The 21,924-nt window shown below is 45.2% G+C and carries 21 protein-coding genes, 1 tRNA gene and 1 rRNA gene; 10 read left to right on the top strand and 13 right to left on the bottom strand.

Annotation, left to right across the window (positions count from 1 at the left end):
- Positions 1–16 precede the first annotated feature (16 nt).
- Together QW520_00580 and QW520_00585 are read right to left on the bottom strand one after the other, a co-directional pair.
- Positions 17–1,879 carry a GNAT family N-acetyltransferase gene (locus tag QW520_00580; protein ID MEM0448308.1) on the bottom strand — a complete coding sequence of 621 codons (1,863 nt, stop codon included), beginning with the start codon at positions 1,877–1,879 and terminating at the stop codon, positions 17–19.
- Between the two features lie 33 nt (positions 1,880–1,912).
- Positions 1,913–3,775 (bottom strand): PAS domain S-box protein, encoded by a 1,863-nt coding sequence (locus QW520_00585; protein MEM0448309.1) that lies wholly within the window; start codon positions 3,773–3,775, stop codon positions 1,913–1,915.
- 166 nt (positions 3,776–3,941) lie between these two features.
- Here QW520_00585 and QW520_00590 point away from each other — a divergent pair.
- Positions 3,942–4,013 (top strand) — tRNA-Gly (locus QW520_00590).
- Positions 4,014–4,044: 31 nt separating this feature from the next.
- Here QW520_00590 and QW520_00595 read toward each other — a convergent pair.
- From QW520_00595 to QW520_00635, 9 genes are all read right to left on the bottom strand, one after another.
- Entirely contained in the window at positions 4,045–4,920 is an 876-nt protein-coding gene (locus QW520_00595) for an MBL fold metallo-hydrolase (protein MEM0448310.1), read from the bottom strand.
- Positions 4,921–5,009: 89 nt separating this feature from the next.
- Complete coding sequence (locus tag QW520_00600; protein MEM0448311.1) at positions 5,010–5,162, bottom strand: hypothetical protein; 153 nt, start codon at positions 5,160–5,162, stop codon at positions 5,010–5,012.
- Positions 5,163–5,353: 191 nt separating this feature from the next.
- On the bottom strand, positions 5,354–7,078 hold the full coding sequence (locus QW520_00605) for a DUF5591 domain-containing protein (protein ID MEM0448312.1): 1,725 nt from the start codon (positions 7,076–7,078) through the stop codon (positions 5,354–5,356).
- Between the two features lie 155 nt (positions 7,079–7,233).
- Positions 7,234–7,371: a hypothetical protein gene (locus QW520_00610; protein MEM0448313.1), complete on the bottom strand. Its 138-nt coding sequence runs from the start codon at positions 7,369–7,371 to the stop codon at positions 7,234–7,236.
- Between the two features lie 213 nt (positions 7,372–7,584).
- Positions 7,585–7,944 carry a DsrE family protein gene (locus QW520_00615; protein ID MEM0448314.1) on the bottom strand — a complete coding sequence of 120 codons (360 nt, stop codon included), beginning with the start codon at positions 7,942–7,944 and terminating at the stop codon, positions 7,585–7,587.
- A gap of 4 nt (positions 7,945–7,948) precedes the next feature.
- A complete protein-coding gene (locus QW520_00620) occupies positions 7,949–8,311 on the bottom strand; it encodes a DsrE family protein (protein ID MEM0448315.1) in 363 nt (120 codons plus the stop codon).
- Positions 8,312–8,320: 9 nt separating this feature from the next.
- Positions 8,321–8,623 carry a sulfurtransferase complex subunit TusB gene (tusB, locus tag QW520_00625; GenBank protein MEM0448316.1) on the bottom strand — a complete coding sequence of 101 codons (303 nt, stop codon included), beginning with the start codon at positions 8,621–8,623 and terminating at the stop codon, positions 8,321–8,323.
- A 7-nt stretch (positions 8,624–8,630) separates the two neighbouring features.
- On the bottom strand, positions 8,631–9,041 hold the full coding sequence (locus QW520_00630; protein ID MEM0448317.1) for a DsrE/DsrF/DrsH-like family protein: 411 nt from the start codon (positions 9,039–9,041) through the stop codon (positions 8,631–8,633).
- A 255-nt stretch (positions 9,042–9,296) separates the two neighbouring features.
- Complete coding sequence (locus QW520_00635) at positions 9,297–9,527, bottom strand: sulfurtransferase TusA family protein (GenBank protein MEM0448318.1); 231 nt, start codon at positions 9,525–9,527, stop codon at positions 9,297–9,299.
- An 86-nt stretch (positions 9,528–9,613) separates the two neighbouring features.
- Here QW520_00635 and QW520_00640 point away from each other — a divergent pair, with 86 nt between their 5' ends.
- From QW520_00640 to pyrI, 3 genes are read left to right on the top strand one after another with little or no spacing between them, the layout of a single operon-like run.
- A complete protein-coding gene (locus QW520_00640) occupies positions 9,614–9,997 on the top strand; it encodes a helix-turn-helix domain-containing protein (GenBank protein ID MEM0448319.1) in 384 nt (127 codons plus the stop codon).
- A gap of 60 nt (positions 9,998–10,057) precedes the next feature.
- Positions 10,058–10,990, top strand: a complete 933-nt coding sequence (gene pyrB / locus QW520_00645) for an aspartate carbamoyltransferase (protein ID MEM0448320.1) — start codon at positions 10,058–10,060, stop codon at positions 10,988–10,990.
- Entirely contained in the window at positions 10,987–11,445 is a 459-nt protein-coding gene (gene pyrI, locus QW520_00650; GenBank protein MEM0448321.1) for an aspartate carbamoyltransferase regulatory subunit, read from the top strand. Before pyrB ends, pyrI begins: the two co-directional genes overlap by 4 nt.
- Before the next feature lie 185 nt (positions 11,446–11,630).
- On the opposite strand, the gene QW520_00655 is transcribed toward pyrI, so the two are convergent.
- Positions 11,631–12,068: a roadblock/LC7 domain-containing protein gene (locus QW520_00655; protein MEM0448322.1), complete on the bottom strand. Its 438-nt coding sequence runs from the start codon at positions 12,066–12,068 to the stop codon at positions 11,631–11,633.
- 267 nt (positions 12,069–12,335) lie between these two features.
- On the opposite strand from QW520_00655, the gene QW520_00660 reads away from it, so the two are divergent.
- Positions 12,336–12,872, top strand: coding sequence for an AAA family ATPase (locus tag QW520_00660; GenBank protein ID MEM0448323.1), 537 nt, complete (start codon positions 12,336–12,338; stop codon positions 12,870–12,872).
- A complete protein-coding gene (locus QW520_00665) occupies positions 12,869–13,147 on the top strand; it encodes a hypothetical protein (protein MEM0448324.1) in 279 nt (92 codons plus the stop codon). The genes QW520_00660 and QW520_00665 overlap by 4 nt, the downstream gene beginning before the upstream one ends.
- Positions 13,148–13,157: 10 nt before the next feature.
- Here QW520_00665 and QW520_00670 read toward each other — a convergent pair whose 3' ends face one another.
- Positions 13,158–13,523, bottom strand: coding sequence for a hypothetical protein (locus QW520_00670; GenBank protein ID MEM0448325.1), 366 nt, complete (start codon positions 13,521–13,523; stop codon positions 13,158–13,160).
- Between the two features lie 216 nt (positions 13,524–13,739).
- Here QW520_00670 and QW520_00675 point away from each other — a divergent pair, with 216 nt between their 5' ends.
- The 4 genes from QW520_00675 to QW520_00690 all read left to right on the top strand — a co-directional run bounded on the left by QW520_00675 (position 13,740) and on the right by QW520_00690 (position 21,904).
- A complete protein-coding gene (locus tag QW520_00675; protein MEM0448326.1) occupies positions 13,740–19,796 on the top strand; it encodes a PKD domain-containing protein in 6,057 nt (2,018 codons plus the stop codon).
- Positions 19,797–19,851: 55 nt separating this feature from the next.
- Positions 19,852–20,583 carry a DUF92 domain-containing protein gene (locus tag QW520_00680; protein MEM0448327.1) on the top strand — a complete coding sequence of 244 codons (732 nt, stop codon included), beginning with the start codon at positions 19,852–19,854 and terminating at the stop codon, positions 20,581–20,583.
- Positions 20,584–20,773: 190 nt separating this feature from the next.
- A 5S ribosomal RNA gene (rrf, locus tag QW520_00685) occupies positions 20,774–20,894 on the top strand.
- Between the two features lie 140 nt (positions 20,895–21,034).
- A complete protein-coding gene (locus tag QW520_00690) occupies positions 21,035–21,904 on the top strand; it encodes a zinc-ribbon domain-containing protein (GenBank protein MEM0448328.1) in 870 nt (289 codons plus the stop codon).
- Positions 21,905–21,924 lie beyond the last annotated feature (20 nt).

The raw sequence follows: 21,924 nt of genomic DNA on the forward strand, positions 1-21,924 counted from the left end.
GCTGATTTGCTTAGCCTTAGAACTCCGCCCGCACCATGATGAGGTCGTCCACCATCCTAGTCTCAATCTTCAGCCCGGAGCGGTGGAAGATGTTCAGCATGCGTATGTTGGTGGCCAAGATCTCCGCCGTGAAACCCTTTATCTTCACTTCCTTTGCATAATCTAAAAGCGACTTGAACAGCTCGGTGCCAAGGCCAACATTCTGCCAATCGTCGCGCACGGCCAGTGCTACTTCCGCATAGCCTGTCTTAGGATCCGTATGATAGGTTCCTATCCCTATGATCATCGGACCCTCCTCTCGTCGGATCAAGGCTACTACGGCCATACGCGCATCATAGTCTACATTCATGATGACTTCACGGATTTCCTTAGGCATCATCTTCTCATAGGACATGAACCTCTCATACACACTCTTCTGCGAGAGAGAATAGAAGAAATCCTTCACCATCTCTTGATCAGTAGGCTTTAAAGCTCTTATGCGCACGGGTTGGCCACGAAGCCATATAGTCCGTTGTAGGTGCTCTGGATAAGGACGTCCTAGGAAGGGTGCAGGAGATACCTCTGACCTCACATACCCTCGTCGCTTCGCCTGCGCCAGCAGGGCAGCGCGGAACTTGGGGTGGGCGACCTCGATTAGCTCGAGAGCACGCTGCTCTATGCTTTTACCTCTCAACTCCGCTATTCCATATTCCGTGACGACATAGTGCACATCGCAACGGTTCACCGTTACGGCACTGCCCTCAGGCAAGGTCGGAACGATGCGTGATATGGAGCCATTCTGAGCCGTCGATGGCAGAGCTATAATCCCTTTACCGCCTTTGGACATGGAGGCACCGCGCATGAAATCCGCAAGACCTCCTATCCCCGAATAGAACTCATACTCCAACTGATCGGCGCAAACCTGTCCGGTCAAATCCACAGAGAGGGCAGAATTTATCGCTACCATTCTTTTATTGGCTCTTATAGTGCATGGATTGTTGATATAGGAAGAGGGATAGAACTCGAATAATTCGTTCCCGTTCACATATTCATACAATCTGCTGCTTCCCATGGCGAAAGAGGCGAGAACCTTTCCGGGATGGATCGATTTCTTGGCGCATGTCACCACCCCTTTTTCAACCAGTTCTATCAGCCCGTCAGAGAACATTTCCGTGTGGACGCCCAGGTCCTTCTTATCTCTCAGATAGGCCAGAACCGCGTCGGGTATGGAACCGTATCCGATTTGGATGGTATCCCCATTCTCTACCAACGCAGCCACATGCCTGCCTATTTCGTTTATGCGCTCCAACTCCTCCGGGATGCGCTTCCACTCCAGAAGAGGTTCTTCATGCCAAACGAGGGCGTCAATTTCTGATATATGGAGGTACGAATCCCCAAAGGTGCGCGGCATCCTAGGATTCACTTGAGCGATGACGTGTTCTGCGGCCTTAGTGGCGCTCTTGGTGATGTCCACGCTTACTCCTAAAGAACATCTTCCCTCAGAGTCTGGAGGGGCCACTTGGATGAGAGCATAATCAATGTGAATTAAGCCTTCCTCAAAAAGGCTGCCCATCTCGGAGAGATGGGTAGGGGTGTATTCTCCCCGACCCTCCCTGACAGCCAGCCTCACCTCCGGACCTACGAATAGGGCGTTGAATCGGAAGTTATGTTTCATCATCTCTCCGCGCTGCGGAGATAGGAATAACGAAAGAGCTTGGATTATCTCGTTGTCCCCCATCTCACTAGCCGACTTAACTAGTTCTTTGACCAGCGCTTGCGGCTCTCCTGCTGCGGTACCGATGAAAACAGTCCTGCCAGGAGCTATCATTCGTACCGCTTCCTCAGCGGTTTTGACTTTGCTCTTATAAGGCCCCAAGAGCTCTGGTCCCATCCCTGACATCCACATTATATATGCGACTCTGTCAAATAATCATTATCCCTTTTTAGCCTCGATGCGGCGGTAGCGGGCGGCAGGCACGGTTATAATGAATCGAACCCCCTTGCCCGGAACTCCGTTCTCTTTAATAGCGATATCAGTTATGCTCAAAATCTCTCTGCTAAGGAAGAGGCCAAATCCCAAATTTTGTCCCACTCCTCTTTGGAAGATGCGTTCCTTATCACTCTCAGGAATCCCCAGGCCATCATCCTCATAAATCAACCTCAGCTCTTCATTCTCTATTACGCAATAAAAAACGGCCTTACTAGCTCTTACCCCATGGCGCAGTGTATTATCAATCAAATTATAGATTACCTTAACTAACATAGTGTCAGCGCAAACCTCGTAACCGCTAACTTCGTTCAATACTCGTATCTTAGCATTCTCCACCAATTCGCTCGTAGCCTTTTCTATAATTTCTCTCAGATTCAGCCAAACAGGCTCTTGTGAATATAGTTCCTGATACATATTGGCAAAATCGAAGACCTTCTGGAGGTTTACAGCCTGACGATCTATAGAACGGAAAAGTTCCATAGTGCTCTTTTCCGAAGATCGCATCTTGCCCAATTCCGCCTGTCCCCTTATGACGGTGAGGATGTTATAGCTATCATGGCGTGTTATGCTGCCTAAAAGATTCAATTTCTTGTTCGCCAAGGCCAATTTGTTTAATGCTTCTCTTTCCTCTGTGATATCCTGAATGAATCCCTCCAGGGCCACCACTTCGCCATTCTCCGACAATATTCCCCTGCCCTGCTCCCGGACCCAACGAATCTTTCCATCCGCTCTTCTTATACGGTAAAGAATAAAGAACGGAACATTTTGCTGGATGGCTTCCTGAACTTTTGTCCACACCATATCGAGGTCCTCGGGAAGGATAAGATCGGCATAAGCAACCTTGTTGTTGTGGATGAGATCCGAGGATGTGTAGCCAGTCAATGGCAGACAGCCCTCGCTTACGAACTCCATAGTCCAATAGGGATCGTTACGGCACCGATAGGCCATTCCAGGAAGATTGCTCATGAGAGTCTGCAATCTGCGATTGCTTTCCCTTAGCTCTCTTTCCACTCTTATCCTATCACTGATATCTCTTGATACGCCTATGACCCTGCATGGCTTACCATTCTGGTCCAAGACGATGGATGCCGTAACTTCAACGTCAATCAGGTTTCCGTCCTTTCTTTTTTGCTTTACGACGGTCCTATAAGGCTGCATCAGTTCAGGGTGCTCATGGAAGTTTTGCAGCCTCCGCCTCATTTCTGCCATGAGGCGCTCGGATGATTCCTGATCTATGGCATCAACAGCGCTCTCCTGCATAGCTTCCTCAGGAGTCATTCCTCTTAAGTTCATGATGCTAGGAGAAATGTACGTGAAACGCAGAGTGTCTATATCCAGCTCAAAAATAACATCTTTAACGTTTTCCGCTAAAAGACGATATTTTCTTTCGCTGTCCCGCAAAGCTTTTTGTGCGCAGCTCCTCTCTGCAGCCTTCTTAATCATGTTCCCTAATTCGATGAATTGGACTCGTGGCTCTGCTCCCTTCTGCAGGTAGAAATCCGCGCCCTCGTTTAAGGCTTGTATCGCCACCTCCTCCCTGCCTTTTCCGGTGAATAGTATGAAAGGCACCTCAAGACCTGATTGCCTAAGCCATTTGAGCAGGGAGATGCCGTCCTCAACTGGCATCTGGTAGTCACAGACTACAGCATCGAATTGCTGGCTGAGCAGGAGAGCTTTTGCCATATTCGCAGACGAGCACACCGAAACCTCATATTTGAAAAGGTCTTCAAGGAATACCTTCGCTACTTCGCATAATGATGGCTCATCGTCCACCAACAGCACTTTGAGGCTCGAAGCGTCTGACATATATTACAACGGCCACGGTCAAGATTCCCATGGTGTTATATTATCTTGATGCGCTTAATATCAATTGTAGGTCGATTAGAACGTTATTCTCTCTATCTTTTCGATATACTACTCAATTACAAAAAGGAACAATTTTTATAGGCCACGTGGATTACGTGGCCCGCCTGCAGGTGTAATCTAGCGGTCAGGATTTTAGCCTTCCAAGCTAAATACCCGGGTTCGAATCCCGGCACCTGCACTTATCAACAAACATCCTAGTTGTTGGCGTCCTAAAGGTTTATGGAGCAAATCTCATAATTATTACCGTCCGACGATATCATTATGCAACCTTCCTCGTCAGTAATGAGTACACTGTTGCAATTCCGCTGCAAACGGTCCAATATAATTGGATTTGGTAGGCCATAATCGTTCGGCCCCACGCATATCACCGCCACATCAGGCGTAGTTGCCTCTAACCACTCATAAGAAGAGGCGCTGATACTGCCATGATGAGATACCTTGAGCACCTCTATGTCCAACTCGTTCCCATAATGGTGAATCATATAACTCTCTTTTTTCCAAGAAGCATCGCCCTCAAGAATCATATCGAAATTGCCATAACTGACCTTCAAAACTATGCTGGCATCATTCGAATCTTGGGCCAAGGGATCGACAGAGAGAACTTTGAACCTCACTTTTGAGCTAATAGGCAATATTTCTCCAGGACCGAAATCATCACGGTCATATACAGCGCAGCCTTCCTTTTGCAGAGAATCTATGAAATCATAGTATGTCTGAGTCGTTTTCACGAATCCGGAGTGGTAGACGACGAGCACATTGAACTCGGCAAAGAGTTCAGGAACGGCGCCGATATGATCGGGGTCAGGATGCGTCGCTATGAATGTATGTATTTCCCTCACTCCTAGTGATTTCAAAAAGTAGATGAGATCTTCCGCATAATCAAAGTGCCCACAGTCTACCAAGATGTCTTTGTGGTCAGGTGTGCGTATCAGAATCGCATCTCCTTGGTCTACATCAAAGAAGTAGACTTTTAGTCCTGGTTCGAGTAGTTTTCCGATATATGAATAAGCTAAAAATGCTAAAAGAACGGAGCTAAAAATCATTATTGCGATAGTCAAAAATACGAAAAGGGTGCGCGAACGCATCAAAATAATAAGTTGATAATATTATATAAAAAAGTAATCCAAATTTTTATGTATTCGAAGTAATGAAAATTAAAACCAAAGAATGGGCATCAAAACCATGCACTAGAATAGATATTGGTGAGGGGAGCGGGGCAGCTCCCATTCTCACCTAGGGATGGCTGTGCATCGTCAATGATGTCCTTGCAAACACCATACAATCGGTAGATATCCTCCCAACCATAATCGGCCGCTTCAGACCCCATGACGTTCACCACATGCGAAAATGTAATCCGATTTAAAATCGAATCGTTAAGAGGTCAGTGAAAGTGCCAAGCCTAATTAAAATCTGGCTAGGGGCGATTGTAATAAAAGTGCCTTAAATCGAATATTGTCAACGGAACGTTTCATTAGAACCTTATTGTTCCAAAATTTCTTTTGTTAAATTTAAGTTTGGCTAATCCTTCGTTCTTCTCTTGTGCCTAATACGTACCGCCTCTCCTTTTTTCATTTGCACCATTTCGATACCGCTCATTACAGCTACGCCCACGCCTTCCAATCTTCCATTCCTAAACACTATGGCCTCATCCCCAATGCGTAGCCCTTCATGTGCACTCTTGATGCCCACAGCGAAAAGATTTCCCTTCAGATCAAAATCCTCCATCTCCACCCAGTTCACACCTAGGTCAGAGAGCCTCTCTGCACCTTCTAATGTTAGGGATATCATCCCGCGCTCGGGCGTCAAGATACCCATTTGCGTCCCACCATGCATTATTTTGGAATAAGGATAGTTGCCAGTTATCAAGCAACCGGCTGTGAGACGTTCTCCCCCTTCTCCGAATTGGAATAGGGCAGCGGAGGTGAGGGCAGAGACTCTATCCTCACCTTTCGCAGGTTTAACATAATGAGGACAAATGCTTGAGAGCTCATTCACCAATTTTTCAAGGGATGCGCGAGAAGTTGGGTTACCTTGGCATGTTTCAATCGTGTCCAATTTTTTCCTAAGAAAATCGTATCCATGGCCCAGATGACAAACGACTTTTTCGAATCCTTTAGAGATGACAGCAGAGACCATCTCCTGCACCATATTCTGCTCATCCAAATCCCAATGCCCCGTGACAGGAATTTCATATTGGGCGGCGGGATAAAATAGCTCTAGCTCCCTTGGCACGATACCTAGCGGCGAGGTAACAATCAATTCCTGCACCACCTCGTGATTAGGCACTTGAAGCAAGGCCTCTCGGAAAGCCTTATGACTCTTCGAAGTGAAGTAGGGCTTCTTCGCCGAGCAAGGTAGGAGCAGCAACACCTTCTTATGAGGGGCCGGTCTCCACCGCTCCATCACCCTTCTTCTCCACCTAATTATATCTGGCCTTTGCAAGGATTGCTTCGAATTGGCATAGAATCTAGGACCCGTGAGCTGAGCTTGAATTTCCTGATGCTCATAGCCTTCGAGATCGAAAAGCCGCAGAGCGGCTACCCCCCAAGGAGTAGCGTTGGCTCTTATCTCCACCAATTCACGAAGCCGCCCTATCCTGATCATGTGGCGAACCAGCTGGAGCTCTTCCCACGCAGCTCGCAGATTAGCCTCTCGTACTCTTTGCGCATCTTTCCTAAGTTCCGACCAAGGTGCTTCCTGAGCCATGATAGTACCCTCAGGACGAGAAAGGACCATACGGGCTGAATAATACTCTAAAAGGGAGGAGTCGAGAAGGTCCACACCCATGTAGATTAATAGGGCAAGATTGCTTAAATCCATGATTCCTGGCGCGTAGATAAGACGTGCAAAGCCCACCTGTCGACGGGCTTTCTTGATTGATTCGATGAAGGCTCGAGCGTCCCGTCGCAACTCGAAGCTAAAAGGAAGTATGGCTACTTCTCCATCATCTAGCTTGACGGTAGAGATATCAAGAGATGAATCTATTTCGACTGGATCCATGTCTTTTTTAAGTGACATGGGGGGAAAAATTCTGATTGGGAGATCTGCCACTTTGCCACTCCTTTGCCAGATGCTTATGGTGTGCTCCAAGTTTCTTTGCTCTTCGATCCAAGCCTCAGAATATGGGGGAAGCTCATAGCCTTGGCTTTTTACGAATAGAATCGATGGAGTCTGCAGGATAAAACCAGGGCCGGTCCATACAGTGGTCCGTCCGTGAAATGAGCGCCCCGTTACCTCAATCATGACTATGGCTATCCTTAATGAATATTATAGATTTTGGAGTGTGAGCATTGGAGTATGGGATAGACATTAAAATGGGCGTAAAATATCAAAGCGGATGGGCCTTCTGTAAAAGTCAGGAGGCCCATGCGCTCGATATTTTCTCAGGAAGAATAGAGCTACTTACTTCCTTTTGCGGAGCTCCTCTTCCTCAGAGATTTAAAGAATGCCCTTATGCCCTTTCTCTCGCTTCTCTCTTCCTGGCTTGTCGCGCTCAATTCACCTGCGCTTTTCTTTTCGGCATTCAGGTTGTCCATTCTCCTCACCTCCTGATTCTCCGTAATTATTGCATAAAATAAATTTTTTGTTTTCACACAACCCTAGGGGCGGGATGTGAAATCAATACATTCCATGCTTTTTTTGGAATTCTGGTCGTCAAAGGAGAGAAGAAGAGAGCGAACTAATATCGCTGAGAGCCAAGCAACTAAATTAAAATCCAATGCTGATAAAAATTATAGGTTTTAAGACTCCTAGAAAGTTGTAACCACTTGATGTTCATCAACCAATTGCCTGGCTCTATCCCAAGATATCATTTTTACTCCTTCGACTATGGGAACGCTGCCTAGGCGGGATTCTAGGTCTTCAGCCACGCAATAGACCTCTCCTTCGAAATCGGCTAGGTCGTTTATGGCCTCGACGTTTGAAGGCATACCTATGGCCTGTGCATCCTGGGAGGCTACTGCATTCAATGTGCCATCACCCACCAACAATAGGGTGGACCTTCCTATCAGCCCGCTGGCCAACATGGCCAAAGAAGCTCTTGCGCCCGCGAAGAATTCCTCAAAACCGTAGGGAGGCTTCGTCATGATGAATAGTATGCTGTCAGCCATAACATCACCTGGCGATAGTCACGAGTCTGTCACCCTCGCTTATAAACTTGCTAAAATCATTAGTCAAAGAACCGATCTTGGTGCCCTTTATTTCCTCACCGCGGTGTATTCCTCTGGCAGCACAGCATGTCTCGCATACCGTTACGACCAATCCCTTTTGTTCGACGAGCTCCTTTATCTCTTTACCCACATTTGGGAATCTTTTAGGGTCTTGTCCGTCCTTTATAACCGTCACTCCTTCCCCGTAGCCGAACATGCGCACGTTGTAGCCCTTCTCCAGTGCCGCCCTTGCCAACTTAATGGCTACGTTGGAGTCCATGCTCATCATGCTTCCCGTCCTTAGTTGTATTACCATGGTCTTAGCCATATCAGCACCTCAAATGGTTATCGTGCGTTCGTACTTTTCCATGATTAAATCCACAGCTTCTTGGTAATCAATCTCCTTGAATCTCCCTCCTGCCTTACCCCTGAATCCTCGAGCAGCCAAGTCGTCCTTAATTACGAAGACTTCGTCAACGCGCTCTTCTAGATTCTTCCTTTCCTTTTCATTCACAGCATAATATACTGCGTCCTCAATGAGCAAGGCACCCTTCTTGGAATCTTGACCAAGTTTATTCACCAAATCCAAGTTCACGTTCTCATGGGGAGACTTTAACATGATGAAGAGGATGGAGGGCATGATAGTATCACCCGATGAAAAATTGCATATCAGAATCTGCTGCGATGTTCAGGAACCCAGCTGCCCCTAAAATCTTCACCCCTGGATACAGATCCTCTTCTTTCACGTTCATTACCCCCATGCTGGTTCCGCAAGCATATAGATTGACGCCTAAATCCATAGCCATCTTAACCTGCTCCGGATAATCCTCAACGCCCACAGCTTTCATTTTCTTCCTGAACATGCCTGTGAACAAACGGAATAAGCCAGGGGCTTTGGGGCGATATCCCTTCTTTAAAAGATTCAAACCGAAGAAAGTACCGAAGACATGAACTTCCATGCCCATGCTTGTAGCGGTGTTGGCTATCATCATAGCCATCATACCTTTGTCAAATGTTCCTTCAGAAACTACAATAGCGATTTTCTTGACATCTGTCATACCTTTCACCTCAAATCATAACTTCCTATTTTCTATCGACGTTACAATCCATGACCCATTAAACATTCCTAAATGAAGCTGGCCAAATCTCTTAGCGCATAAATTCCATGGATTGATTATACATCGAGCCCTCTCAAACATATGATCCATCATTCGAATCATTCTCATTACCATCTCATTTTTCATGAAGATAAAAGACTCCTTGCTCAACCTCAGAGATTTGACCTGATTCAAATATCTGGTGCGCATTTATTTTCAAACCTTCCTTTTGATATAGAAATAAAATATCTTGCCCTCTTGTTTTGTTTCCAGGAGCTCATTTTGAGTCCTTTGGCACCAGGCAGGAACGTCCTCTTTTGCCCCAGGGTCATCAGCGATCAATTCTAAGACCTGGCCTATTTGAAGTTCCTTGATTTTTTTGGCCAATTTAACGATGGGCATAGGGCACATTAATCCTCTCGCATCCAAACTTGCATCTTTTTGCATTTTCGCATCACCACCGGTTTTGCACGGTTGTGCGACAACTATATATAACCAACTTTCTTATAAGCCTTTCGTAGAAGAAGACCTGAATGCCCGGAGGTTATGAGATGCTTCCCGAGCGTGTTTCAGACATCACCACTTGTCAGGATCTCATACAATGCGCCTATAATTTGGGAGAGTTTGAGGTCCTCGTCTATTATGCCTTAGTGGAATCGGGGCCTATGCGAGCGGACGAGCTAGCCGTTATTATAGGACGAGACCGAAGCACAGTATACAGATCACTCCAGAAGCTGATGACTTGTGGAATGGTGTATAGAGAAACGAAGAGCATGGAAAAGGGCGGCTATTATCATATTTATAAGGCCATTAGCAAGAAGGACTTAAAGGAGAAATTGGAAAAATGCGTTAACGATTGGTATTCACGCATGCAAGACGTTTTGAAAAAATTTCTAGAAGAAGCTAGGACCAGATAGTCCAGCAAAGGTAGCTTGAATAAGTATTTTAGTGCCCCGTGTGATTCACAAGAGAGCACCATGAATTTCAAGGGAAAGGACATAGTGTCCATCCGAGACCTTACTAGAGCTGAGATGGATAGAATACTTGACCTAGCGGAAAAAATGATACCATACGCAAAAGGTGAGTCTTTCACGAAGGTGCTCGAGGGGCGTATTTTGGCCAACCTCTTTTTCGAGCCGTCCACACGTACGCATATGTCCTTTACTACGGCCATGTCCCGTTTGGGGGGGCGCACGATGGAAATGGCTCATCCCTCAATGTTATCTGTCGCCAAGGGTGAGACCCTAGCAGATACCATCCGAATGGTGGAATCCTATTCTGATGTCATTGTCTTGAGACATCCATATGAAGGGTCAGCCAGATTGGCTGCTCACTTCTCCTCGAAACCTGTCATTAACGCTGGAGACGGCGCGGGTCAGCATCCCACCCAGACCCTTTTAGATCTCTTCACGATAAGGAGGGAGTTCAACCGCATTGAAGGTGTCAAGGTAGCCTTAGTGGGTGATCTAAAATATGGCCGCACAGTTCATTCCCTGGCAGAAGCATTGACGATGTTTGGAGCGGAGGTCACTTTCGTCGCTCCGGCAAATCTCCAAATGCCGCGTGAGACTGTACGTCAGGTAGAAAGACTCGGTGGAAAGCCCAAGCTGACCTCAAAATTAGAGGATGTGATTAAAGATCTTGATGTATTGTATGTCACTCGCATACAAAAGGAGAGGTTTCCAGATCCGACTGAATACCAAAAGGTAGCGGGGTATTATCGAATAGATAACGACCTTCTACGTGAGGCCAAGAAAGATCTTATCGTTATGCATCCTCTGCCTCGAGTGGATGAGATTGCTCCTGAAGTTGATGGGACTGCGCACGCGCGCTATTTCGTACAAGCATTCAATGGTGTACCTGTAAGGATGGCGTTATTACTGCTCGTTCTCGGAGGTGAGCTTGAATGAAGGAGTTCAAGGTAACGCCGATAAGGAATGGGACAGTGATAGACCACATCGATTGCGGCATGGCCTTGAAGGTCTTAAGAATAATCGGTGTTTCTGGTAATAATGTCCATTCACCTGTTAGTGTACTGATGCACGTCCCTTCCTCAAAGGTTGGATTCAAGGATGTAGTGAAGGTAGAGGACAGGGAACTGGACCCAAAAGAAGTGGATAAGATAGCTTTGATTTCTCCAAATGCGACCATCAATATTATTAGAGATTTTAATGTCGCAGAGAAATTTAAAGTCTCCTTGCCCAGTGTGGTAAAGGGTATAGTCCGTTGCGGCAATCCCAGCTGTATAACGAATCTTAAAGAACCAGTTGAGCCTGAGTTCACCGTTGAGTCAAAGAATCCTCCCTTGCTCAGATGCATATACTGTGATAGGATTCTGGAGGATATCGGGGAACAATTGATTTGAGCATATGAACCTCATTACTAATAGGAGTTCTGTTTGATGTTGATTAACGCCTATTCTTTATTTGCTGCATTAAAAACATTTATAATTTAAAAATCTGGCTAATGACCATGAAGGATTTTAGACCATCCAAAAAAATCCTTTTGAAAACTGAGTGTAAGGGCGAGATCGCTATCACGGGTAACGATTCAGCGAAGCCAGACCAATTCCTGTTTCGTCCTTGTTATTACTTTATTCATATTTTCTAAGATTTTTTCTGTCTCAATATTACGGTCTGCAGTGACCACGATCAGAAGTGATGAGCTTACTTCACAAATGACAAGCTTGCTATTGCGGAAAATGCCAAGAATGTATTCCAATTTGTCCTTCAGAGCGTCTGTGCGAGTGGCTTCTGCGGATGAATACATTATCGCGGCCATTGCTGAGAAGGTCTCTGGCTTAGATGGTGAGGCAGAACGTCCAGCTATCATCAAACCAGTCTTAGAGACGATAGAGACGGAATAGATACCAGGATCGGAAACGAACTCTTGCTGGATTATCTCATCGAGAATCCCTTCTACTGATTTAGTCTGCTGCACTTGGACATCCCCTCTGACAGACCTGGCATTATCAGCGTCCGATATCAAATCGGATACGCATCTCCCATTTTAATTCTTTTGGGAAAGCCTCTCAGATTTGATATCCGTTCACTGGACCAAATCGATTAAAAACCCAAAAAGATGATCACTAAAAGTCAGTTCCATATCAAAAATAGCCAGACATCATTCCTCTCTAATTGCTTTTCTAGATATTGCAACATAATTTTATAACTTGATTAAAAGCTAGTATGAACTGCTTCTTGGTTTTTCGCGCAAAATCTATTCATATGAATGAATTGCATGAATTGATCAAAAATGCGGATAATAGTTCTCACCGGGATGCCCGGTTCAGGAAAGGAAGAGTTTGTGCAGGTCGGAATATCGATGGGCTACGATGTCGTAAGGATGGGAGACGTAGTGAGGGAAGAAGCGAAACGCCTTGGTGTGATAAATAATGACAAGAATATAGGTGGTTTCGCACATTCCGAGCGCTTGAAATATGGGTATGATATCTGGGCCAAAAGAACCATACCACACATACACCATGAGAAGACCATAATTGATGGTAGCCGAGGCCTTGATGAGCTATCTGTGTTCAAGGAAGCTTTTAAGGATGCTGTAAAGGTAGTGGCAATCCATACTTCTCCTAAACCTAGGTTCGAGAGATTGCAAAGGCGCGGAAGAGCAGACGCACCAAATAATTTTGAAGAATTCGAGGAAAGAGACAAAAGGGAGCTATCCTGGGGAATCGGGAGCTTAATCGCTCTGGCAGATATTATGCTAGTGAATGAATCCACCCTGGAGTGCTTCAAGAGAAGTGTAAGATCGTTGTTGGAGGAGCTCAGTAAATGAAGTTCAAAGTGGTTCAATTATGCCAAGCGAAGGGGTTTTCAGTGGTTCCTCAGCAAGTTAAAAGGTATGATTTAGAGCGTGCAGCCAACATTTTAAGGGAGAGAGATTTCGAGATCGAGATGAGGGATGTAATGCTATTGGCGAATAAAGATGACCTACAAATCACATTCTACACAAATGGAAGGATGACTCTTCAGCCCTTAAAGGATAAAGAATCAGCAAAATCCTTGGCTGAAAGGCTCTATCTTATTCTTGAGGAAGTGTCAGGGTTTTAGATAGCGTGCATTAGATAGCACCTACTGTAGTCAGGTTGCTTTGGTTTGGGGTGCGCGGTGAAAATTCAAAAACTCTCTTGCCACCATCATTGAATTCAACATTTATACATAATTTATCCGATTCGATTTTAAAATTAATGGTGCGAAGGTTTGATTGATAAATAGCCACATCGTTATCCGCGCTTTCAAATTTCTTAAGCATTCCGCGTTTCTCCATTTGCCTAACAAGGCGATAGCATTTTGTTATAGGTATATCGAGGGCATTTGAAATGCTCTTGACGCACAGCGCAGTATTGGTGGTCAATGAAAGAATTCGACGAACGTCATCATCGAAAGTTAATTTCGTGATCTTGAATTCCGTTCCACCAATAGTCATCTGTTCTCATGATTTCATGATAGAACAAATATAAACGGCAATCCATCCGACTATCAGATTTGATTCTCTGGATAGGTTTTTCTAATTTAATTTGGTTAATTTAGTTTTTAAAGAATGTTCATATTACTAGTAGAAAAAATAAGAGCAAAGCACTGAACAACGTCTGGCATATGGCCAAGTTTTATATCGCAGGAAATAAATTCAATACTATCAGGGATGGGACCCATGGGTTGGTTGGTGAGATGGGGCATCGTAGCGTTAGCTGTAGCTATGTTCCTATCCTCATCCATCGTCATTCCTTCATCAGCATTAATTTCATCAACAATAATAGGTGAATTGCCTAAACCATGTTCTTTTTCAGTCGAGACACCTTTCCAATATTCTGCCCAAACTATTTTCCAACAGGAAGCGGTTTTCGGGAACTATTCCTTTGTGATGAAACTAGACCCATGGACCAAGGATTTTGCCTTAGGAGATATGAATAATGATGGGCTTGCGGACTTGGTGACGATTAGTAATTACACGAGGAGCATTTGCATATATAATCGAACAAGTCAAGGTTCTTTTGATAATACACCGAGGAGAATAACCAATCCATCGTTTTCGGATGTTAGAAGCATCGTCCTTGGTGATCTACTTGGGAAAGATGGATTGAATGACATAGCTGTTAGCTATAATGAAAGTTATGAAGGGAAGATTGCGATTTTAGACCAATCTACTTCCTTCGCCATAGCTAAAACTCTTCCCACTTCATTGGAGCCTTTTGAAATTGTAATTGGTGTCTTTTCCAATGATGATAACTGCCTTGCTGTAGTATGCAGAGGAGATCCCAACGCGAAATATGATGATTTTGTCGATATCTGGAAATATCCTTTTTCTTTTTATGATCGTAGAACTCATCCCATAGGAAGCATAAGCTCATTCTCACGGAGTGAGTTCCTTACTGTTGGAGACATCAATGGCGATAATAGGGATGACATTGTCGTGGCGAATAAAGGAGGGGCAAATGTTTTTATAATGTATCAGCCAGATGCATGGAAGTCTGATTGGAGCACTTATCTGATGCCAATCAATTTTTTGGAGACGAGAGCGGCAGATATTATTTTGGGCGATATTCTCGGAAATGGCCGCAATGATCTGGTCTTCGCCAACTCGGCTGAGATTGGTGGATACTCCCAGATCGTGATTTTCGAAAATAATGGCAGCGGTTTCAATTCAAATCCACATTCGATAATCCAGACTTCAATTGGGTTGTCTTCTCTCGCAATAGGGGATCTAGCAAACGATTCGATGACAGATGTCATCGCCCTCAGCCGAACTGCTAGACATGCGAGCCTATACTGTCAGAGTCCTGCCCGTACTTTTAGCAATGTTCCTAGCGCAAAGATTCCCTTGGATGTCAATCCTATAAAAACGGTTATAGATCGTTCTACTGGCAGTCCTGAAGGGATTCTTGTATTGTGTCAAGGTGAAAACAATCAACCTTCGACGATTACATTTTTCCTTAGCAGACCAGAAGGAGTCGGTAATGCGGATTTAAACGCTTTCACAACTCCAAATGGACCTGGTGATTTAGATGTTGGTAAGACACAAAAAGGTGATGTAATTGTCGCTACGGTCCTTTCTTCCAGCAACCAGATTATGATTTACGATTTAAAAGGGGGAAAGACTAAGATACTTCCAACCCAAGAGGGGCCAATCTCATTATGTTGGGGAAGATTCGACCTTGATGAGGATGATGATCTTGCGATTTTGAATTCTGTTTCGGGGTCTGTGAGCATATACCGCGGTGGAGATATCTTCAACTCCTCCTATCCCACCGCCAATCTAAGCCTTGGAATAGTTGGTGGGAAAGAAATCGCCAAATTAAGCGTACGCGGTGACGGATTTGATGATATTGTAATAACACATTCTCTAGGCTCCACAATCTTGTTCAATTCTGAAAATGGACAATACTTCAATCCAATGGTTACTGAGGAATTGGGTACTGGAATTGCAGGACAAAGAACATGGGTTACAATCGGGGATTTCAACGGAGATGGGATAAAAGCAGACCTCGGTATAATTAATCAGCTTTCGAATAGGGTTGAAATTTATATACGCAACTCTACTGGTTCGCCAGGTCAATACTATGACTTGATGCCTAGAGCGATGCTTGCCCGCACAGGCGAGAAGTTCTCTGGGTTGGCCGTTGGTGACTTTGGGGGAAGCGTAAGAGATGATATCGCTATTCTTACAGAATCTGGAAAAATTCTTGTTTATTTACAACAAGCTATCGGTTTCGATAATTATTATGTGTTCACGGAGGCAAATGCAACGATCTTGCTTAAAGGAGCAGGATCCAGTATAACCTCAGAAGACCTGAACGATGATGGTCTTGATGACATAGCTGTCGGTCTGTTAGATTCGCCAGAAGCAATTGTTTTACTTAGGACTGGATCTTCTTCCTTCGACAAATTTTTCTTTTTCACGACTGGTTCTAACCCCTCTAATTTAATTGCTTGCGACCTTAATGATGATGACCGAATGGATCTGATGGCTTCGTCACCCAACAGCTTTTGTCTCAGCTTTTGGCTACAAAAGAATCTGAGACCTTTGGCAGTCGCCTCAGCTTCATCTTATCTCGAGCGGGAGGGCGCCATCATAACGTTTAACGCAAACGGGTCCTCTGATTCATTCTCTGATTTGGCCTTGCTCAACTATACCTGGAGTCTGGAAAGTGGTATGATAAGATATGGAAAATATTTCACCTACGCCTTTATGAAAGATGGCTCGAAGTTCGTATCATTAAAAGTTACGGATCGCTCAGGATTGAGCGCTTACAGCAACATTACTTTAAACATCTTGGACAACAGTCCGGTCGCATCATTCGACTTTACTCCAATTAGTCCCTTTGAAGGTGAGGCTGTCGTCTTCATGGACAAGTCTTCATCCTATCCTGATAATATTACTAATTGGACCTGGAGCTTTGGAGATTCCACTTTCGCATATGTTAAAAATCCAATACATGTTTTTCAATCTCAGGGCACCTATGAGGTATCTTTGGTCGTGAGAGATGCGGATGGATCCATCAGTCCAATTTACCGCAGAACGATTGTTGTTTCTGATACTAATCCCCATGTGACCTTCGTTGCGAATCGCACCAGTCTATTAGAGGGCGGTAGCGTCGCATTCACTTCCACTTCCATTGCAGGGTATGATCCAATTATCAACTATACATGGAATTTCGGTGATGGAGGGGTGGCTTACGGCCCTGAGGCAGTTCATACATTCATTCAAAATGGAAATTACATCGTAACTTTGACCGTTTTTGACTCGGATGGTTCCAGCAACTCATCGAGAATTTCCATCCAAGTTCTTGACACCTCCCCAAAGGTCTCCTTCATTTTCTCGCCCGATAATGCGCCTGAAGGTACTACCATAACCTTTACAGACACTTCGGAAAGCTATGACCCCATCTCAAATTGGACCTGGAACTTCGGTGACGGTACTCTTGGCTACGGTAGGACAATTCAGCATATCTACCAAAGAAATGGTACATATTCTGTAGGCCTGACTGTACGCGATGGGGATGGCTCAATAGGGTTTGCCGTGCTCTTCATTAGCGTCACTGATACTTCACCTATTCCTTTGTTCGATTGGGAGCCGATTCTTCCAGATGAGGGTATTCCCGTCACCTTCTACTGCAATAGTATTTCATGGGATCCGCTTGTCAATTGGACGTGGGATATCAATCATGAAACGCTGTTTGGGAAAGCAATCACCTATATTTTCCCAGACTCAGGAACATATACAATAAGGCTAACGGTACGTGATTACGACGGAAGCATTGCCTCGTTATCCAAAAACATCATAATTAGTGAGGCTGACCTCGACACTGATTTCACTTACTTTCCGGATGAGATATTCGAGGGGACCGTGGTTCATTTCCACGACTCATCCTATACCCCTGTAGACCCCATAGTGGCCTGGCACTGGGACTTTGGTGATGGTTCCTATGGCTATGGAAAAGAGATTACACACGTCTTCACCTGCTCTGGTGAATTCATTGTTAGTCTGACTATTATGGATAGCGATGGCAGTATTGGCAAGGCACAAAGAAAACTATTGGTGCTTGAGGTTATTCCAGCTCCTTCTTTCACCATCGAGCCCTTAGAAATCATTGAGGGACAATATGTATTCCTGAACGCCACCGCCAATACGTTCGACCCAATTTCAAAATGGATATGGAGATTCGATGACGGCACGATATTTTATGGGCAGAACATAACCCGAGCCTTCAAGGATGGTCAATGTTGGGTCAATCTTACGGTAATAGATTCAGATGGCACTTTAGGTTATGTCAATCGAACTTTCTCGGTACAGGATACCAAGCCAATAGCCTTAGTAGAAGTAGGAGATGTGATTGAAGGTATTGCCACGGTATTCAAGGACCGCTCCCTAACACAATGGGATCCCATAGTCTATTGGTTCTGGGACTTCGGGGATGGGACCATTGTGGAGGGCATAAAGAACGTCACACACACTTATAACATGGGCGGGATCTTCCATCTTATCCACAAAGTGCGAGATAGCGATGGCAACGAGGATGTGGTCGAACTCACCATTGAGGTTGTTAGGGTTCTGCCAAGATTGTCTTTATACATCCCTAAAAATCTAATCGAAGGCATTCCCGTATATCTTAATAGCTCGATTCAGAGCTATAATCAAATCGTATATGTGAATTGGTCTTTTGGCGATGGTACCTATTCCGCGGGCGGATATGAAATGAGCCAGATGACAAAAAAATACGCCTCTCAAGGATGGTACAACATCACCTTAACAGTTCAAGAGGCAGATTTGGATGTTAATTCAACCACAGTTAAAATCTATGTCCAAGATACTTCCCCCATTATAATCTCTTTCGGGACCCAGGATCGATTAACTTCATATTACGAATATGATCAAGTCTGGTTCCAAATCACCGCTACCCCAGGGCATGACCCCATTATCCGATACAGCTGGGATTTCGAGGGAACGGGGGTTTTCGTATCCTCTGACCCACCTCTGGCTAACATGAGTTCTCACCGCTACACACGATCTGGAATATATATCGCAAGAGCATTAGTAACTGATTCTGATGGGACGGTAGTTTACTCGCAAACATATCAGGTGAAGATAATTAATGTTCGCCCCGTAGCTCGATTCACATGGCGAAATGATTCTTCCATACCGGGAATGGTATGGTTTAATGCAAGCTCCTCTAGTGACACACCCAATGACATTAACAGCCTCCGCTATCGCTGGGATTTCGGTGATGGAGAGGGGACCTCTTACATCTATAATCAATTAATATCTCACACCTTCTCCGCAGACGGCAGCTATCGGGTATCGCTTCTAGTCAAAGACGATGATGATATGGAGTCTTCCCCTGCGTATGTCTACATCGTCGTAGATAGGATTCCCCCCCACGTGGTGATGGTGCAGGATGGGATGAACGCGACTGTCGGCTCAGCGATACATATCGCAGCCCTAATCACTGATGCAGGGAGCGGTATTCAATCTGTCATGCTAGTCTACCGCATCGGCGATGGCCCTGAGCTGAGCGTACCCATGACGCCAAGCCAATCACCCAATCTCTTCACCGCTATAATCGAAGCTCAGACGAATGCCACTAGAATAGTCTACAAGATAGTGGTGAAGGATAATGCCAACAATGAAAAGACTACACAGGAATTCGCTCTTCTGGTACGTGAGCCTCCAGGATCATCCAATATATTATTACTGGGAATGGTCTTGGCAGCGTTGCTCATCACCTTAGGGTATTTATTCGCTCGCGCAGCGGTGGCGGTGGACGAAGTATTCATTATATATCATGATGGTCGACTTATAGCGCATCAGACACGCCGGTTGAAGCCGGGGATGGATGATCATATCTTGAGCTCTATGCTGATTGCCATCCAATCATTTGTTAAGGACTCCTTCAAGGATGAGAGCTCCACCCATCTCCAGAGGCTCGATTTCGGCGAGAAGAAAATATTAGTTGAAAAGGGCAAGCACATATTTTTAGCGGTTGTGTTACATGGGAAGAAAGCTGGTAACATTCCAAGACGTATGCAGAAATTGCTCGAGGATTTAGAGAAATCCTATGAAACCGCCCTTTCCGATTGGGATGGTGACCTAGAGAAGGTCCGAGGTATTAAGAACGAGATAAAAAACGTCTTTAGCAGAAAGCCCCTCCCATTCTTGAAGTATTGTGAAAAGAGTAAGGAATCGAAGAGCGAAACAGGATAACGAAAGGCATGAAAAACCGCCAAGATTATAATGAATGACAGATTCATCCTCGACAATGAGCCTCCTGATAGATATGGCTCTAGTGCTATCGATTTGCCTACTGCTTAGCGTGCTCTCTTATCGCTTTGGCCTTCTCACGAAAAGCGGCGGAGCCGCCTCTTTCTTCGTAGGCGTAGTGATAGGAGTGTTCGGTTCAGTAAATTGGCTTATTCTTCTGATAGCCTTCACATTAGCTGGCTTTGTGGTAACAAAATTCAGGCTGAATATGAAGATCGAACGTGGGGTGCAAGAGGGCAGGAAGGGCGAGAGAACATGGAAGAACGTCCTGGCAAATGGCCTTGTACCAGCGCTAATCGCGATCATATCTTGGAGGCTAGATGCAAGCCGTTCGATAGAAGCAGGTATCGTTTATCTAACGGCGATAAGTGTCGCCGCTTCAGACACTGTAGCAAGTGAGCTAGGAGTTTTGAGTGATAAGGCCTTTCTCATCACCAGTGGGGTGCCAGTAGCGGCAGGAACAGATGGAGGGGTGAGCATCTGGGGAACTTTTTGGGCTTTTATGGGGGCGGTATTAGCATCTTCCTTGGGTTGGGCCGTCATCTTTCCAGGTACATGGCCTGAATTCAGTATAATTATCCCCATCTTCATGGGATTTATAGGTTGCAATATTGATAGCTTAATCGGAGCAACATTGGAAAGAAAGGGCTTGATATCCAAATTAGGTACCAACCTTTCATCTATGGCTATCGCTACGACGCTAGCGGTTTTACTTCTTATGCTCTTCTGAGTAAAACTCAAGCCTTGAGCAATAGTTGCAAATACCAGACGAGAGAAACATCGAAGAACCATCGAATGATAAATTAAAGAGCCCTTTATCGATCTCGGTCTGTTTTAACCTGATTCTAATAGGACTCATATTTGGTGGTTCTAAAGTAAGGTATAAATACAAAAATAACTTTCGAGGCAAATAAGAAGGGTATGACGGCCATAGCGTCGGGGAAACACCTGGTCTCATCCGAACCCAGCAGTTAAGCCCGATTGCGTTCCCTGTTGTACTGTGGTGCGCGAGCCCACGGGAAGCTTGGAAAGCTGTCAGCCCTTCTTGTGTCTTTTCATTCCCTCCTCTGATTATCCTGCATTCCTTATCTAACTCGATGGTCGGAGTTTTCGTGTAATTATACCTAGAGACGAACATTTTAAAACTTGGGACGCCTAGTGTTTGCCAGTTTGGTGAAACCATGGCTGATGTCCTGGCCGACCCCACCATTTACGCCATCATGATAATTTTGGTTATCCTTGGCGCTGTGACTTACTATGAGATAAAAATCATCCGCAAGAGGAGTAAAGAGCGCCAGATAGCCCAGATACAGGTTGATAGTGTCTATAATCAGATAGTGACCTCGAAAGCGGTATCGAACGCCCTGAAGCGCCAAGGTCGAAATACCAAAGAAGCAGATCTCGCTCTTTTGGAGGCTGATTCAGCCTTCAGCCGTCATAATTATTCTGAAGCAAGAGCGGCATTGGAAAGAGCTAAAGAACTTCTACGAACGGCAAAGGAGCAACAACCCGCTAAAATGGAATTGAAGAGTGTTGAGGAAATCGCGGCCCCAGGAGATACGAATAAAGAGGAGAAATCTTGCGAGGTCCCCTTCCAGGAAGTAAGAAAGATGCCGAAGAACTTTATGGAGTCGAAATTCATGATATGCTCCGTTAGAGATGAGCTAGAGGGGGCCGAGAGAGGAGGGAAGGACGTTACCTCCGCTAAAGAGAGTCTAGAACAGGCGGAACGGGCATTTGCGGCGGAAGAATATACCGAGGCTTTGAAGTACGCTTTAAGAGCACGCAAGATTTTACAGGAGCCGAAGGATGATGAAAAGCGGTCTCAAAGCAATTTAGACAGCGTTGAGAAAGTTCCTCCCTCAGTGGTGATCCAGCCTCCTCCTTCTCATTGCGCCAAATGCCAAGCGGAATTGGACCCTGGAGATATCTTTTGCTCTCGCTGCGGGACGAAAATAGATAGAGACATCCGCTGCCCTCGCTGCTCCAGTAAGGTAAGGGTAGATGACGCCTATTGCCGTAAGTGCGGGCTACCGTTGAGATCAGACTGAATCGAAGAACGTTTTAATAA

The sequence above is a fragment of the Methanomassiliicoccales archaeon genome (assembly GCA_038740345.1).
Taxonomy (GTDB): Archaea; Thermoplasmatota; Thermoplasmata; order Methanomassiliicoccales; family UBA472; genus JAJRAN01.